Annotated in this window: 14 protein-coding genes and 1 other RNA gene; 11 read left to right on the top strand and 4 right to left on the bottom strand. The window is 67.2% G+C overall.

Features of this window, described 5'->3' with window-relative positions:
- Positions 1–70: 70 nt before the first annotated feature.
- Complete coding sequence (locus DGN21_RS15435; RefSeq protein WP_164738943.1) at positions 71–2,029, bottom strand: acetyl-CoA hydrolase/transferase C-terminal domain-containing protein; 1,959 nt, start codon at positions 2,027–2,029, stop codon at positions 71–73.
- Positions 2,030–2,204: 175 nt separating this feature from the next.
- Between DGN21_RS15435 and DGN21_RS15430 the strand changes: the two genes are divergently transcribed.
- The 11 genes from DGN21_RS15430 to DGN21_RS15380 all read left to right on the top strand — a co-directional run bounded on the left by DGN21_RS15430 (position 2,205) and on the right by DGN21_RS15380 (position 11,083).
- Positions 2,205–2,852 carry a thermostable hemolysin gene (locus DGN21_RS15430; protein WP_126966800.1) on the top strand — a complete coding sequence of 216 codons (648 nt, stop codon included), beginning with the start codon at positions 2,205–2,207 and terminating at the stop codon, positions 2,850–2,852.
- Entirely contained in the window at positions 2,849–4,348 is a 1,500-nt protein-coding gene (locus DGN21_RS15425; protein ID WP_126966779.1) for an AMP-binding protein, read from the top strand. The genes DGN21_RS15430 and DGN21_RS15425 overlap by 4 nt, the downstream gene beginning before the upstream one ends.
- On the top strand, positions 4,345–5,019 hold the full coding sequence (locus DGN21_RS15420) for an iron-containing redox enzyme family protein (protein ID WP_024938151.1): 675 nt from the start codon (positions 4,345–4,347) through the stop codon (positions 5,017–5,019). Before DGN21_RS15425 ends, DGN21_RS15420 begins: the two co-directional genes overlap by 4 nt.
- A complete protein-coding gene (locus DGN21_RS15415) occupies positions 5,019–5,858 on the top strand; it encodes an SDR family oxidoreductase (protein ID WP_126966801.1) in 840 nt (279 codons plus the stop codon). Before DGN21_RS15420 ends, DGN21_RS15415 begins: the two co-directional genes overlap by 1 nt.
- Positions 5,839–6,501, top strand: a complete 663-nt coding sequence (locus tag DGN21_RS15410) for a hypothetical protein (protein ID WP_065032765.1) — start codon at positions 5,839–5,841, stop codon at positions 6,499–6,501. Before DGN21_RS15415 ends, DGN21_RS15410 begins: the two co-directional genes overlap by 20 nt.
- A 22-nt stretch (positions 6,502–6,523) precedes the next feature.
- Positions 6,524–7,225: a response regulator transcription factor gene (locus tag DGN21_RS15405; protein ID WP_126966780.1), complete on the top strand. Its 702-nt coding sequence runs from the start codon at positions 6,524–6,526 to the stop codon at positions 7,223–7,225.
- A gap of 17 nt (positions 7,226–7,242) precedes the next feature.
- Complete coding sequence (locus DGN21_RS15400; protein ID WP_024938154.1) at positions 7,243–8,604, top strand: ATP-binding protein; 1,362 nt, start codon at positions 7,243–7,245, stop codon at positions 8,602–8,604.
- Between the two features lie 100 nt (positions 8,605–8,704).
- The gene (locus tag DGN21_RS15395; protein ID WP_046344076.1) at positions 8,705–9,073 is read left to right on the top strand and encodes a BlaI/MecI/CopY family transcriptional regulator; all 369 of its coding nucleotides are present in this window, start codon (positions 8,705–8,707) and stop codon (positions 9,071–9,073) included.
- Positions 9,063–10,355: a TonB family protein gene (locus DGN21_RS15390; RefSeq protein ID WP_126966781.1), complete on the top strand. Its 1,293-nt coding sequence runs from the start codon at positions 9,063–9,065 to the stop codon at positions 10,353–10,355. Before DGN21_RS15395 ends, DGN21_RS15390 begins: the two co-directional genes overlap by 11 nt.
- 70 nt (positions 10,356–10,425) lie before the next feature.
- A non-coding RNA gene (locus DGN21_RS15385) (sX9 sRNA) lies at positions 10,426–10,501 on the top strand.
- On the top strand, positions 10,493–11,083 hold the full coding sequence (locus DGN21_RS15380) for a hypothetical protein (protein WP_164738946.1): 591 nt from the start codon (positions 10,493–10,495) through the stop codon (positions 11,081–11,083). Before DGN21_RS15385 ends, DGN21_RS15380 begins: the two co-directional genes overlap by 9 nt.
- An 18-nt stretch (positions 11,084–11,101) precedes the next feature.
- Here DGN21_RS15380 and DGN21_RS15375 read toward each other — a convergent pair whose 3' ends face one another.
- The 3 genes from DGN21_RS15375 to modB are packed head-to-tail and all read right to left on the bottom strand — an operon-like array spanning position 11,102 to position 13,006.
- The gene (locus tag DGN21_RS15375) at positions 11,102–11,659 is read right to left on the bottom strand and encodes a flavin reductase family protein (RefSeq protein WP_104563628.1); all 558 of its coding nucleotides are present in this window, start codon (positions 11,657–11,659) and stop codon (positions 11,102–11,104) included.
- A gap of 46 nt (positions 11,660–11,705) precedes the next feature.
- Entirely contained in the window at positions 11,706–12,320 is a 615-nt protein-coding gene (modC, locus tag DGN21_RS15370) for a molybdenum ABC transporter ATP-binding protein (RefSeq protein ID WP_016902262.1), read from the bottom strand.
- Entirely contained in the window at positions 12,320–13,006 is a 687-nt protein-coding gene (gene modB, locus DGN21_RS15365; RefSeq protein WP_184551181.1) for a molybdate ABC transporter permease subunit, read from the bottom strand. The genes modC and modB overlap by 1 nt, the downstream gene beginning before the upstream one ends.
- Between the last annotated feature and the right edge of the window lie 5 nt (positions 13,007–13,011).

Below are 13,011 nucleotides of genomic sequence, written 5' to 3'. Positions count from 1 at the left end.
CGCCATATTGCCGTCGTGCGTCACAGTGCGAAAAACGCGCCATGGCATCGCTTTTCGCGACAGGGGCGCGTCAGTGCACTCTGGTCTTTTGCAAGGCATACGCCAGCAGCCGCGCCTGCACGCGTTCGCCGATGCTGCGTGGCGCATCCAGTGCCATCCGTTGCAAAGCGGCGGCATCGTGTGCATCGCCGCTCTCGCGTGACAGCAGTGCCCGCCAGACCGTCATCAGCTTTGCGCTATTGCCGGCGGTGGCGCGTTTGAGCCAGCTCAGGGCGCGCAGCAGGTGTTGCTCGACTCCGGTGAAGTCGCTGCCGAGCGGGTAGTCGGGCAGGCTGCCATCGCGGCGGAACGGCGCCAGCGCCTGTTCCAGTGCCTGCGGCGTGTTGCGTTGCGCACGCGCAGGCAGGGCAGGGTCGCCACGTAGCTTGCGCGATGCCTTGGCGGTTGCCAGCAATGCGTCCTGGAAGCGTGCATCGCAGATGCCGGCCATCGCCAGCACGCAATCCTGATCGGTCTGGTGGCGCAGGTCGGCGATGCCGTACTCGGTGATGTAGAGATCGCGCAGATGGCGCGGGATGGTGGTGTGCCCGTAGTTCCAGCGCACGTTGCTCGCCGCATGTGCACCGGCATCGCGCGTGGCCCGCAGCATCAACGCGCTGCGCGCCTGCGGCAAGGCATGTGCCATCGCCACGAAGTTGTACTGGCCGCCGACGCCGGAAACCACACGGCCATCTTCCAGCCCGTCGGACACCGCCGCGCCGAGCGCGGTGGCCATCATGCAGGAGTTGAAGAAGCGCGCATCGCGGCGTTGCAGGCGCTCCAGCGCTTCGTTGCCGCCATACAGCTGATTGATCTCGCTGATGCGACGCATGCCGATGGCATCGCGCGTGTCCGCATCCAGCTCGCGTAGCCACTGGTAGAAATCCGGCGAGCCGAGATAGAACGCCCCATGCAGGAACTCGCCTTCGCGGGCCAGGCGCGCGTGATCGGCCGCATCGGCACTGCCGTCGGCGATGCGCTGCATCAGCGCCAGATCGTCGTGCACCTTGCGGCGGATCACGCCGCTGTCCACCAACTGCTTGAACCCTTCGTTGAGCATTTCGCTGCAGCCGTACAGGCCGATCTCGAACGGCGCCAGGCCACCGCTGGCGCGCACCGCAGGATGCTGTTCCAGTTGCGGGTCCAGCGCCTGCAGCACGCGCCGGTAGGTGGCGTTGTCGGTATGTCGCAGTACCAGCGCATGGCTCAGCGCATCGGCCAGGGTGCCGATGCCGATCTGCAAGGTGCCGCCATCGCGGACCAGCGCGCTGGCATACAGGCCGATGGCGTAGTCGACGCTGTTGACCGGCTGCCTGGGCAACCCGAACAGGCGCGGCGACGGACCGGGCAGGTCGATCACCAGATCGAAGAACGCCTCCTCCACTGCCGCGGTTCCACCGATCCACGGCAGTTGCGTGTCCACTTCCGCCACCAGCATGGGGCGCGGCAGGCCGAGCGCCTGCACCGCATCCAGCGTGTCCTGGGTGATGTCGTTGTTGCACGACAACGACAGCCGCGTGCCGCCCGGTTCGCGCGCCACCTTCTGCACGATCAGGTTCGGCGCGCGCTGCGCCACCGCTGCGGCAGCGTGGGTGTAGTTGAGACTCGTGTAGTCGGCCTGCGCCTGGGTGGAGTGCAGCAGCCCGCCGGACTGCATGTAGAACTCTTCCACCTGCACATGCGCCGGCAGCGCATCGCGCAGCATGTCATCGACATAGGCAAGACGCGGGAAATCCTCGCCAAAATGGCGCGCGATGAACGGCGCCGCAAAGCGTGCCTCCAGTCCCGCGCCGGGCTTGGGCGGATTGAGCGACAGCGCCGTGTACAGCGCCAGTGGCCGGGTCGGCGTGTGCTTGAGCTGCGCGTACAATGCGTTCAACAACCGGTGCGGCTTGCCGATGCCCAACGGCGCGCCGACGCGCAGCGGGCCATCGAGGCGTTGCAGGATGTGCGCAACCGCAGCGCTCAATTCAGTGACATGTGTACTCATGCGCGAAAGCGTAGCCGAAAGCGCTGTGGTGCAGGCACCGACAGCTGTCAGGCGATGCCTGACGCCACGCAACGAATTGCTACGGCAGAACTTACAACTCGGTAACACACGGCTCATGGTCACTTAATCGAGCCGGCCCAGCATGCGCTGCATGATCACCTCCACGCCTTCCCGTTTGTATGCCCGTCCTGGATTTGCCAGTGCCAGCCTGGTCGAGGCTGGTCACCCGCAGCGCCAGGAGGCGGAACGCTTCATCGCTGCGGTCTACCTGCGCCGCTACGGTGCGCAGCTGCGCAGCTTCCTGCCGCAGTTGCTGGTCTACCGCGATGCCCACGGCACGCTGATGGCGGCAGTCGGGATACGGCTTGGCAGCGCTGGCGGGTTGTTCGTGGAGCAGTACCTGGACGAGCCCGCCGAGTCGGCGCTGGCCGGGCGCATGGCCGCACCGGTCGCACGCTCGGGCCTGGCCGAGGTGGGCAACTTCGCGGCGATCAGCTCCGGCAGCGCACGCGCGCTGATCCCGCAGATGACCCATGCGCTGCACAACGCAGGCGTGCGCTGGGTGTTGTTCACCGCGACCCGCGGCCTGCGCAATACCTTCGACCGGCTACAGCTGCAGCCGGTGGTGCTGGCGCCTGCCTTGCAGTCACGCCTGCGCGATGACGACACCGACTGGGGCAGCTACTACGCCACGCAACCGCAGGTGGTGTGCGGCGATGTCGCCGCCGGTCATGCATTTTTGCTGGAGCGGCAGGCGCTGTATCCGCAGGCCGCGCGTCAGGGCGGCGAGCCAATGGCGTACCAGATGGGAGTGGGCGCATGAGCACACGTTTCGCCCAATTGCTCGGTGAGCCGCACGCGCATGCGCCGCGGGTGCTGACCGCCGCGGGAAGCCTGGACGCGCAGACGCTGGCCGATGCTGTCGCGCGACTGGCAACGCAGTTGCAGACCGCAGGGCTGACAAGGGTTGCCAGCCGGCTGGACAACGGCCCGGACTGGTTGATCCTGGATCTGGCGCTACGTCTGATCGATGCCGTGCACGTGCCGTTGCCGACTTTCTTTTCCGGCCCCCAGGTACTGCACGCGTTGACCTCCAGCGGCGCGCAATGCGTGGTGACCGACGCCGCCGCCGCTGCGCCGGCCGGCAGCAGCGGTCCGCTGCCGGCGCTGCACCACGAGGCGCTGCGGTTCTGGCGGATCGAAGCGGTCGCAGCGCGGCCCGCATTGCCGGACGCCACTGCCTGCATCACCTACACCTCCGGCACGACCGGCCGCCCCAAGGGGGTGTGTCTGTCGGCGGACGGTTTGCTCACGGTGGCCACCTCGCTGATAGAGGCCTCGGCTGCCATCGCGCCGCGTCGGCATCTGTGCCTGATGCCGTTGTCCACCTTGCTGGAAAACGTGGCCGGGCTCTATGCGACCTTGTTGTCCGGTGCGCAGGTGGCCCTGCCGTCGTTGGCGCAGATCGGTTACACCGGCGCCAGCGGGCTGGATGTGCCCACGCTGTTGCGCTGCCTGCAGCACTATCAGCCCGAGAGCGTCATCCTGGTGCCGCAGCTGTTGCTCGCCCTGGTCAGCGCTGCCGAGCAGGGCGTGGCCTTGCCGGCATCGCTGCGTTACATCGCCGTTGGCGGCGGGCATGTCGGCCCCAGTCTGCTGGCGCGCGCAACTGCGGCGGGGCTGCCGGTATTCGAAGGCTACGGCCTGACCGAATGCGGCTCGGTGGTCTGTCTCAACCGGCCGGGTGCCGTGCGTGCCGGCAGCGTCGGCCAGCCGCTGGCGCATGCGCAGGTTGCGATCGTCGATGGCGAGATCCAGGTCGACGGCGTACGCGCACTCGGATATCTGGGCGAGCAGGCCATGCCGCCAGGGCCGGTGCGCACTGGCGATCTGGGCCATGTGGATGGCGAGGGGTTCGTCCACATCACCGGGCGCCGCAAGCATGTCTTCATCACCGCCTTCGGCCGCAACGTCTCGCCCGAATGGGTGGAAAGCGAATTGCTGCAGCATCCATTGCTCGCGCAGGCGGTGGTGTGGGGCGAGGCGCAGGCCGACAACGTGGCGGTGCTGTGGCCGCGTCGGCCTGGCAGCGACGATGCGGCAATCGCCAAGGCGCTGGCCGAGGTCAATGCCGGTTTGCCCGATTACGCACGCGTGGCGCGCTTTGTCCGTGCCGATGCACCGTTCAGCGCACACGAGGGCCTGCTCACGGCCAACGGGCGCCCCCGCCGCGACGCGATCCTCGCGCGCTATCACTCCGCCATCGATCGCAGTTATCGATTGCCGGCCACTGTCCTCTCTCAAGGCATTTCTCCATGACGTTTTACACATCCCTGCTGGCGCAGACCCAGGCCGAACGCGAGCGCATGACCCAGGTACCGATCATCCAGGCGGCACTGGCCGGCAACATCGCCCGCGACGATTACGTGGCGTTCCTCGGCCAGGCCTATCACCACGTGCGGCACACGGTGCCGCTGCTGATGGCTTGCGGCGCGCGTCTGCCGGCGCGGCTGGAATGGCTGCGCGAAGCCATCGGCGAATACATCGAAGAAGAAATGGGCCACCAGGAGTGGATCCTGGACGATCTGGTGGCGTGCGGGCAGGTGCGCGAAGCGGCGGTGCTCGCCGGCCCGTCGCTGGCGACCGAGCTGATGATCAGCTACGCCTACGACACCATCCAGCGCGGCAACCCGGTTGGCTTCTTCGGCATGGTGCTGGTACTGGAGGGCACCAGCGTGGCACTGGCCACGCGCGCGGCCAACAGCATCGCGCAAACGCTGGCGCTGCCGCCCAATGCCTTCAGTTATCTGTTGTCGCATGGCGATCTGGACGTGGAGCATGCCGGCTTTTTCGAGACGCTGATGAACCGGCTCGACGACCCGCTAGACCAGCACGCGGTGGTGCATGCGGCCAAGCGTTTCTACGTGTTGTACGGCGACCTGTTTCGCACCCTGCGCAGCGACGGCTCGCGTCTGGCGGAGGCGGCGTGATGGATCTGCGCGGCAAGTGCGTCATCCTGACCGGCGCCAGCGGCGGCATCGGCAGCGCGCTGTGCGCCGGCCTGGTCGAGGCGGGCGCAACGGTCATGGCCGTGGGACGTACGGACGGGCGCTTGCAGGGGCTGGTTGCCGCGCATCCACCCGGCCGCGTGGTGCCGGTGGCGGCGGACCTGGCCAGCGAGGCGGGCCGTGCGTTGCTGCTGGCGCAGGTGCATGCGATGCGTCCGGCACCGTCGGTGCTGGTGCTTGCGCATGCGCAGAGCCAGTTCGGGCTGTTGCAGGATCAGGATCCGGCCAGCCTGAGCGCCATGGTGCATCTGAATCTGACCGTGCCGATGCTGCTGGTGCAGGCGCTGTTGCCGGCGTTTGCGCGGCAGCCGGAGGCAGCGATGGTGGCGCTCGGCTCCACCTTCGGCAGCCTGGGGTTCGCCGGATTTGCCGGGTATAGCGCCAGCAAGTTCGGTCTGCGTGGTCTGTTCGAAGCCCTGGCGCGCGAGCATGCCGATACGCGGGTGCGTTTCCAGTATCTGTCGCCGCGTGCCACGGCCACTGCGTTCAATCCTGCCGCGGTGGACGCGCTCAATGCGGAGTTGGGCACGGCGGTGGATCGTGCCGCAGACGTGGCAGCAGCGCTGCTGCAGTCGATCGTGCGCGGCGATAGGCGATGTCAGCTGGGGTGGCCGGAAAAGGCCTTTGCCCGGCTCAACGGGCTACTGCCGGAACTGGTCGACCGCGCGTTACGCAAACAGCTATCCACCATCCGCCGCCATGCGCGGCACGGCGGCGGCGTCGCCTCGCAGGAGCTTTCCCATGAACCGCAATTACCGTAATTCGCGTCTTTTCACCATGCTCGGGCTGTGCCTGGTCGCCGGCGCCGCATGCGCAGCCGGCATGCAGCCGCAGGTAGCGCAAGTGCAGGACCGCTGGGCGGCGATCAGCTACCAGATGCCGAAACCGCAGCGGCTCGCCGCACTGGAAGCACTCGCACAGCAGGCCGATCAGGTGCGCCACGCCCTGCCCGACGATGCCGATGCCTTGATCTGGGACGGCATCGTGCGCTCCAGTCTGGCCGCAGAAAAAGGCGGCCTGGGCGCCCTGGCGGAGGTCAAACGCGCACGCAGCGATTTCGAAGAAGCGATCAAGCGCGCGCCGCGCGCGCTCGACGGCGCGGCGTACACCAGCCTGGGCGCGTTGTATTACCAGGTGCCCGGTTGGCCGATCGGCTTCGGCGACGACGCCAAGGCGCGCGCATTGCTGTATCAGGGGCTGGCGATCGACCCTGACGGACTGGACAGCAACTACTTCGTCGGCGATTTCCTGCGCGACCAGAAGGATTGGGCGGGCGCGGCAGCGGCGTTCGAGAAGGCTGCCGCTGCGCCGCCACGCCCGGGACGTCAACTGGCCGACGCCGGTCGCCGCAAGGAAGTGGCCACCAAGCTGGCAGATGTGCGGGCGCAGCTTGCCAAGCCGTGAGCCGACTTCCAGACTGGCCTATATGCGCATCCTGCTGGTCGAAGACGATCTTTCACTGGGCGAGGGCATCCGCACTGCATTGCGGCGTGCCGCCTATGCAGTGGATTGGGTGCATGACGGTGTCAGTGCGTTGATGGCCTTGCAGGAAGCCACCGTGGATCTGGTCATCATGGATCTGGGTTTGCCGCGCATGGATGGCATCGAGGTCATTCGCAAGGCGCGCGCACGTGCGCTGGATACCCCGATTCTGGTGCTCAGTGCACGCGAGCGTGCAGCCGACCGCGCGCTCGGCCTGGATGTCGGCGCCGACGACTATCTGGGCAAACCGTTCGACACCAATGAGCTGCTGGCGCGCACACGGGCATTGTTGCGCCGCTCGGCCGGGCGTGCGCAGCCGGTACTGCAGGCTGGTGCGCTGCAGCTGGATCCGGCCGGGATGTCGGTGCGCTGGCATGGCCGCGATCTGGACCTGACCCGCCGCGAGTTCGCACTGTTGTGGCTGCTGATGGAGCAACGTGGCCGGCCGATCGGTCGCGAACGCATCCAGCAACATCTCTATGGATGGGACGAAGACGTCGCCAGCAATGCGGTGGACGTGCATGTGCATCAGCTACGTCGCAAGTTGTCGTCGGCGGTGATCCGCACCGTTCGCGGCATTGGCTATGCACTGGACGAGCAGGCCGCACAGGCTGCCGCGGCGCTGCCGCCGCAAGCGCCGCAATGAACTCGATCCGCCGCGCGCTGTTGCTGGCCTTGCTGGGCGTGCTGTCGTTGCTGATGCTGGCCGCAGCCGGTTTCAGCTATCGTGCCGGCCTGCAGGAAGCTGGCGAGATGTTCGATGCGCGTCTGGTGCAATCGGCGCGCGTGCTGCTGTCGCTGGTGGACCAACCTCTGGGCGATCTGCCGCAAGGCGAGCCGATCGTGATCCGTGGATGGCACGGGCAGGCGCAAGGCGTGGGCGAGGCGCTGGCCTTCAAGGACGGCCATGCCTACGAAACCAAACTGGCATTTCAGGTGCGCAACGCGGCCGGCGCGCTGGTCCTGCGCTCGGACAGCGCGCCGGCGCAACCGATGGCGCCGTTGCGTGCCGGCTATGCGGACGTGCAACTGGCCGATGGCCAATGGCGCACCTTTACGCTGCGCTCGCCGGGTGGGCGCTGGTTTCAGTCGGCCGAACGCGCCGACATCCGTCAGGAGCTTGCCGAAGACATCGCGCTGGGAACCTTGGTGCCGCTGGTGATGGCCCTGCCGTTGATGGGGCTGTTGATCTGGGCGGTGGTGAACTGGGCCACACGCTCGCTGGTGCGTGTCTCCGACGAGATCGGCGAGCGTGATCCCAGGCGCCTGCAGCCACTGCAACCGCAGCATATGCCACGCGAGGTGCACGGGCTGGTGCGCGCAGTCAACGGGTTGATGGACCGTGTGCAGGCCGGGCTGGAGCGCGAGCGTCGCTTCATCGCCGATGCCGCGCATGAACTGCGTACGCCGATTGCCGCGCTGAAAGTGCATGCGGCCAATCTGCGCCTGGCGGCCGACGCGCAGGAACGCGATGAATCGCAACAGCAACTCGACGCCAACGTGCTCCGCATCGAACGCATGGTCGCGCAGCTGCTGGCCTTGAGCAGGGTGGAAGCGGTGGCCGCGCTGCCGCGGCGCAGCGTGAGCCTGGACACCCTGGTGCGAAGCGAGTCCGAAGACGTGCTGGCAGTTGCAATGCAGCGACAGCAGACTGTGGAACTGGCCCTGCAACCGGTCCTGGTGGTTGCCGAGGAAACCGCACTCTCGCTGCTGCTGCGCAACCTGCTGGAAAACGCCGTGCGCTACACACCGGTAGGCGGCCGCATCCGGGTCAGCACGCAATGCGCACCGCTACCGACCCTGGTCGTGGAAGATTCCGGCCCTGGCATCCCCGAGGGCGCGCGCGTGCGCGTCTTCCACCGCTTCCATCGGGAGCTGGGCACCGGTGTGGAAGGCAGCGGGCTGGGCCTGTCGATCGTGCACGACATTGCCGTGGCCCATGCGGCGCGCGTACAGCTGGATGACGCACCTACGCTGGGCGGCTTGCGCGTCAGCGTGCACTTTGCCGGCAACGCGACGGGCTGAAGGGCGATCCTTGGGGCGAGGCTGCCGACGCACCCGCGCATACTGTTTGACATCGATTCTAATTACGCGTGTAATCGATAAAAATTACGGATGTAATCGCATGTCGATCAGTGACGCCGAAGCGGTGGTGATGCAGGTGCTCTGGGATGCGGCGCCACGCAGCGCCGACGAGGTGGTCGCCGCGCTGGCAGGCCGCAGCGACTGGGCCGAGCCCACCGTCAAGACCTTGCTCAACCGCCTGCTTGGCAAAGGCGCCATCCGTGCCGAGAAGCAAGGGCGACGCTATCTCTATTCGCCGGTGCTGGCGCGCGAGCAGTGGGTGCAGCAACAGAGCGAGGGATTGCTGCAGCGCCTGTTCGGCGGACGGGTGGCGCCACTGGTGGCGCACTTCAGCGAGCGCGGAAAACTCAGCGCATCCGATATCGCGGAACTGAAACAACTGCTCAAGGAGCTGGACGATGAACCCTGAGGCCTGGGTCCTGTTGTCGCGCGCAACGCTGTACACCACCGCTGCGCTGCTGGTCTGCCTGCTCCTGCGTCGCCCGCTGCGCAAGCGGGCTGGTGCCGCCGCGGCGTATGCGATCTGGTCCTGCGTCCCGCTGGCGCTGGTGGCGGCCTTGTTGCCCGGCCCGTCTCTGGGCATCACAGTGCCAGGATTGCCGGCGCTGACCGCCATGCCGGCGCTGTCCAGCGTGCATGGCGAAGGTCGTGCGTGGGCAACATGGCTGGCAGCAGCGTGGCTGGGCGGCGCAGTAGTGATGGCGATCGGATTGTGGACGCGGCAACGGCGTTTCATGCGCAGCCTGGGGCCGTTGCACCGGCTCGACGACCGGCTCTGGTCGGCCGTGCGCGATGCCGGTCTTCCTGCATCGTTGGGACTCTGGCGTCCGCGCATCGTGCTGCCGGCGGATTTCAGTGAGCGCTACAACGCCGATGAGCGCGCCCTGATCCTGGCGCATGAGCGCATGCATCTGCGCCGCGGCGACCTGCATGCCAACCTGCTGGCGGCGCTGATGCTCTGCATCGGCTGGTTCAACCCGCTGATGCATCTGGCCTGGCGTGCGTTCCGGCTGGATCAGGAGCTGGCCTGCGATGCGGCCGTGCTGACGCAACATCCGGGCAAGCGCCGCAGTTACGCCACCGCCATGCTGAAGACCCAGCTTGGACGCGACTTTACGCCGCTCGCCTGTCATTGGGCTGCATCGCATCCGTTGGCGCAGCGGATCGCGGCGCTGCGCGGTTCCCCCATCGCTGCCGGACGTGCGCGCTGGCGCGTGGCGATGGTCCTGCTGCTGGCGGCGGGGGTCAGCACCGTCGCCTGGGCCCTGCAGCCGGCACGCATTGCGTTAGCGGCACAACCGGCGCTGGCGGCCGGCAACGCGGTGGATTTCGCCACGATGCAACCGCCGAGATATCCGGCAGCCGCGTTTGACGGCGGTATCGAGGGCTTTGTCGAACTGCAGATCGACATCGACTCTGCGGGCAGGCCGCAGCACATCGATATTTTGCAGAGCAGGCCGGCCGGCGTGTTCGATCAAGCGGTCCTGGAGGCAGCGCGCCAGTGGCGGCTGAAACCTGTTTATGTACATGGCAAGCCGATTGCTTCCACGGTGCGCGTGCCGGTGAAGTTCGAACTGGATGGGCCGGAGCAAACGTCTACCGATGCCGCCGCCGCGCGCTCGGAGGCGCCAGCGTCCAACCGCCTTGCCGGTTGTGCTTCAGCGGGCTGCGCAAGGCGGGAGAGGCCGTGATGCAATCCAGCGCAACCAGCAAAACGACTGCACAACTGTCTGGCGGGCGCGCCGGGTGTCCGGGATTGGCATGTGCCGCGCATACTCGCCGGTTCCTGCGCGCTGGCCACGCCTACCCGACAACTGCTCGCCACGTGTTGTCGGCCGTCCTTGCGCCGACCTGCGCCGCAATCCTGGCGCTGTCGCTTGGCGCATGTGCAACGCAAGGGGTGCAGGAACAGCAGCGCAGCCAGCGCGAAGATTCGGTGGACCAGCGCATGCTGAGCGCGCAACCGGGTGGCAATGGTGGCGGCTCCATCCAGTCTTACACGTTGGCGCCAGCACAGCGCTTTCGCATGCCGCGCGCGCTGCGCAGCGATGCGCCGGTGCTGCCGGCCGATTCGCCGCGGCAGAGCTTGCCGCCGACCACCGTGTGCGCGCATGTGATCCTGACCGCCGACGGCGCGGTACAGCGCGTCGACCCCATGTCCGATCGCGACGAATGTGCGGCCGGTCTGTTGCCGGACAATGCCGATCTGGTGCAGTCGGTGCGTACCACGGTGCAGCAATGGCAGTTCGTTCCGGCCACGCTGTGCACGTTTGCCGCAGGCGTGGCGCAGCCGGCCGCGCTGGACGATTGCAGCGGCGCCATCAGCCAGCAGCCGGTACCGGTGACGCTGTCGTTCGCGTTCACCTTCGAAGTGCGGCAAGGCAAGGTCAGCGTGCGCACCGGCAAGGTGGCGCGTTGAGCGCGCGCATCGCGGCGATCAGAGCATGTCGGAGGCAAACAGGCGCCGCCGCGAGACTTCGTCGCCGGACAGCATGAAGCGGCCATCGCCGCGGTAGTGCACCGTCCTGGGAAGCGCAGGCCGCTTGGCCACCTGCGCGCTCACCACTTCCCAGACAAAGAGCGCGTGGCGGTTGATCTGCCGGCCGTCGTGCAGGTGGCATTCGAAACTGGCGTAGCACTCGGCAATGGCCGGCGCTGCGACCCGTTGGCCGGGCACGGCAGTCAGCCCGAAGTGGTCGAACTTGTCGATCTGTGCACCGCTGCTGTTGCCGATGCCGATCACGGTGTCGAGCAGTTCGGCCGTCGGCAGGTTGATCACGCATTGCTTGCTGCGCCGGACCAGTTCGAAACTGTGGTTACCGGGGGCGATGCAGCACGCGATCAGCGAGGGCGAAAACTCCAACACCATATGCCAGCCCATGGTCATGATGTCGCGCTGGCCCTTGTGGGCCGAGCTGACCAGCACCACCGGCCCCGGTTCCAGGAAGCGGCGCGCCTGCTCCACCGGGAATGCATGTTTTCGATACTGTTTCATGGACACGCCAGCTGGTTGAATGCGGTGATCACCGGTGCCGATGCGCTCATTCCAGCACATGCACGCTATCGGCGATGCGCTGCACTTCGTCGGGATTGTGGCTGACATACAGCATCGGCAGACGGATCTCGTCGCGCACGCGTTGCAGGTAGGGAATCAGTTCTTCGCGGCGCGCCTGATCCAGTGCCGACAAGGGCTCGTCGAACAACAGGATCGCCGGCTGCGACAACAAGGCGCGGCCGATCGCCACGCGCTGCGCTTCGCCCCCAGACAGATTGCGCGGCCGGCGTTGCAGTAACGGCCCAATCCCCAACAGCGCTACCACGTCGTCGAAACCGAATGGCGCCGTGCCGCGCGCATGCCGGCCGTAACGCAGATTGCGGCGCACATCCAGATGCGGGAACAGCCGCGCATCCTGGAACACGTAGCCGATCCTGCGCTTGTGCGTGGGCAGGTTGATGCCTTGCCGGGCGTCGTACAGGCAGCGCCCGTCGATGCGGATATGCCCGGCCTGCGGCTGCACCAGCCCGGCGATGGCATTGAGCACCGTGGTCTTGCCCGCACCGGAAGGACCGACCAGGGCCACCACCCGCGCCTGGTCCTGGATGTGGAGATGCCGCTGGAAGTTGCCGCGCTGCAGCTGCAGGTCGATATCGAGCATCAGCCGTCCTCGCGCGGATGCGGCCTGCGCACCAGCCACTCGGACAGCAGCAGCGCCGCCAGCGAGATCGCCAGCGCAACGCAGGCCAGCCGCCACACGCCCGATTCCATGCCCGGCACCTGCATCAGCCCGTAGATGGCCGACGACAAGGTCTGGGTTTCGCCAGGAATATTGGACACGAAGGTGATGGTGGCGCCGAATTCGCCCAAGGCCTTGGCGAACGCCAGCACCATGCCGGCGACCAGCCCCGGCCAGGCCAGCGGCAAGGTAATGCTGAAGAACACCCGCCACGGACCCGCACCGAGCGTGGCGGCGGCTGCTTCAAGACGGCGGTCGGTCGCTTCGATGGACAGGCGGATCGCGCGCACCATCAGCGGGAATCCCATCACCGCGCATGCCAGAGCCGCGCCGGTCCAGCGGAACGCGAACTGGATGCCGAGGTGTTCCAGCAACCAGCTGCCAACCGGCCCCTGCGTGCCCAGCACCACCAGCAGCGCGTAGCCGGTCACCACCGGCGGCATCACCAGCGGCAGATGCAGCAGGGCGTCCAGCAGCGCCTTGCCCGGAAAGCGCCGCCGCGCCAGCAGCCAGCCGCAGGCGATGCCCGGCGGCAGGCTGGCGATGGCCGCAACGATGGCGACCTTGAGACTCAGGCCGATCGCGGTCAGCTCCTGCGGGGTGAACATCGACA

The sequence above is a fragment of the Xanthomonas sp. MLO165 genome (assembly GCF_018831305.1).
GTDB lineage: Bacteria > Pseudomonadota > Gammaproteobacteria > Xanthomonadales > Xanthomonadaceae > Xanthomonas > Xanthomonas arboricola.
This window is presented reverse-complemented; position numbering and strand designations above follow the sequence as displayed.